Origin of the sequence: Paraburkholderia unamae, from assembly GCF_003096875.1 — a bacterium.
GTDB classification, from domain to species: domain Bacteria; phylum Pseudomonadota; class Gammaproteobacteria; order Burkholderiales; family Burkholderiaceae; genus Paraburkholderia; species Paraburkholderia unamae.
Genome location: NZ_QEOB01000066.1, coordinates 1 through 1,708 on the forward strand (window position 1 = coordinate 1; position 1,708 = coordinate 1,708).

The window sequence follows — 1,708 nt, forward strand, 5'->3', positions numbered from 1 at the left end:
CAGGTCGTGTGGGCAGCGGACCTGAGCGCCTACGGCAAGACGCGGGGCCACTTCAAGCGCGAGATCGACAACCCGATCCGCTTCCCCGGGCAGTATTACGATGCTGAATCGGGGCTGCACTATAACCGCTTCCGGTACTACGATCCGCAGGCGGGACGGTATGTCAATCAAGATCCTATTGGGCTCCGTGGAGGACTAAATCTCGTCGCTTACGTTGACGCCAATCCCGTTACCGGCTTTGATCCGTTAGGTCTTGTGAATCCGACCAAGCTCCTTGTGTGTAGCGCAAATGCAGTCAACGCGGGCCGACTCTACGCCGCTGGCGGGACGAAACTCGCAGCCTCAATAGGGCTCGACGCTACAGGCGTTGGTGAGCCAGCGGGAGTAGCCGTCGGGGCATGGGGGTTGTGGAATCTCAACTCGGCCGGATCTGCATGGAAAAGAGCGCGTCAACAATGTGCGGAAGCCTCTGTGGAGAAATGGGATGACGCAAGTTGGAAAAATCTCTATGGTGTACTGCCGTTCGGGACAGAAATTGACGACCCTGGAGAACCCACCCCGTTTCAATTCTATAAGAACAAAGCGGCGTCTTTTGTTGAGAAGCCTTGGGAATTCCTGAAAGAGCTCGGGACGCTATTCTGATGAATGCCATTCAGTTTTTCTTGATACTAATTGCGCTCATACTTGTATTTTTCTTTACAGGGAGACTTATTTGGCGTGCATGGACCAAAAAAAGCCTCAAGTGGAAGGATTTCTACCAATGGGTGCGAGATATAATTGATTCAATTTTTGGCATTGGGTGAGTGCTCATTTGTAAATCTATAACGTATAGGGCTAGCAATTTAATTGTAGAGAGTTTGACTCACGATTACCTTGGCGGCAAGATCTGTACGCTACTTGTTGTCTATTGCCAATCACCCTAAAACCGTCGCTCACCAAGATAATTCGAAATGCCAACACCAGCCGCCCCCCTCGGAACCCCCACTACCCACGGCGGCGCTGTCTCAACCGCCGCCCCCTGCGTCACGATAGGCGGCATCCCCGCCGCCCGCGTGGGTGACATGGTGACCTGCCCCGACCATGGCCCTGCCGTCATTACGAGCGGCGGTCTCGGCACGATTGACGGTCGCAACATCGCCCACCACGGCAGCAGTACGTCGTGCGGCGCAACACTCGTGGTCGCGGGTGGCGGCCCAACCGTGTAAGAGCCGTAGTCGAAAGATGGCCGCGACGAAAACCATTGAGGATATGCACCGTCTTGCCGCCAGTCGGGGCGGCCTGTGCCTGTCCGCTACCTATGTACGCGGGAGTGATCACCTCGAATGGCAGTGCGTACAGGGGCATCGCTGGAGTGCGACGCCTGACGCCGTCAAGCAAAGTACCTGGTGCCCAACCTGCTCTCGCGTGCGCCAACGCGATACGCTGGAAACTATGCATGCGGTCGCAGCACGGCACGGCGGGCGCTGTCTCTCGCAACACTATGCAGGCTGCGCCACGCCGCTCGAATGGGAGTGTGCGCAGGGCCACCGCTGGCAGGCCACGCCCGCATCGGTCAAGCATCGTACGTGGTGTCCCGACTGCGCGAGGCAGCAGAGAAAAGCTTACACGCTGGACGACATGCACGCGCTGGCTGCCGCGCGCAGCGGCCAGTGCCTTTCGACCGCATACACCAGCGGGGCGCAGCCGCTGCAATGGCGTTGCGCCCAGG

At 58.0% G+C, this 1,708-nt stretch carries 2 protein-coding genes and 1 pseudogene; all 3 read left to right on the forward strand.

Annotation, left to right across the window (positions count from 1 at the left end; all coding sequences use genetic code 11):
• Positions 1 to 642, forward strand: a 642-nt coding sequence (locus tag C7402_RS48145; RefSeq protein ID WP_133254683.1) for an RHS repeat-associated core domain-containing protein, incomplete at its 5' end; no start/stop codon positions are given.
• A 308-nt stretch (positions 643 to 950) separates the two neighbouring features.
• Entirely contained in the window at positions 951 to 1,205 is a 255-nt protein-coding gene (locus tag C7402_RS46070) for a PAAR domain-containing protein (protein WP_116615301.1), read from the forward strand.
• Between the two features lie 226 nt (positions 1,206 to 1,431).
• Positions 1,432 to 1,708: pseudogene (locus C7402_RS47555) on the forward strand (zinc-ribbon domain-containing protein); the annotation flags it as partial.

Coding starts and splice junctions, on each gene's coding strand:
- C7402_RS46070 (WP_116615301.1), top strand. CDS start 951: ATGCCAACACCAGCCGCCCCCCTCGGAACCCCCACTACCCACGGCGGC.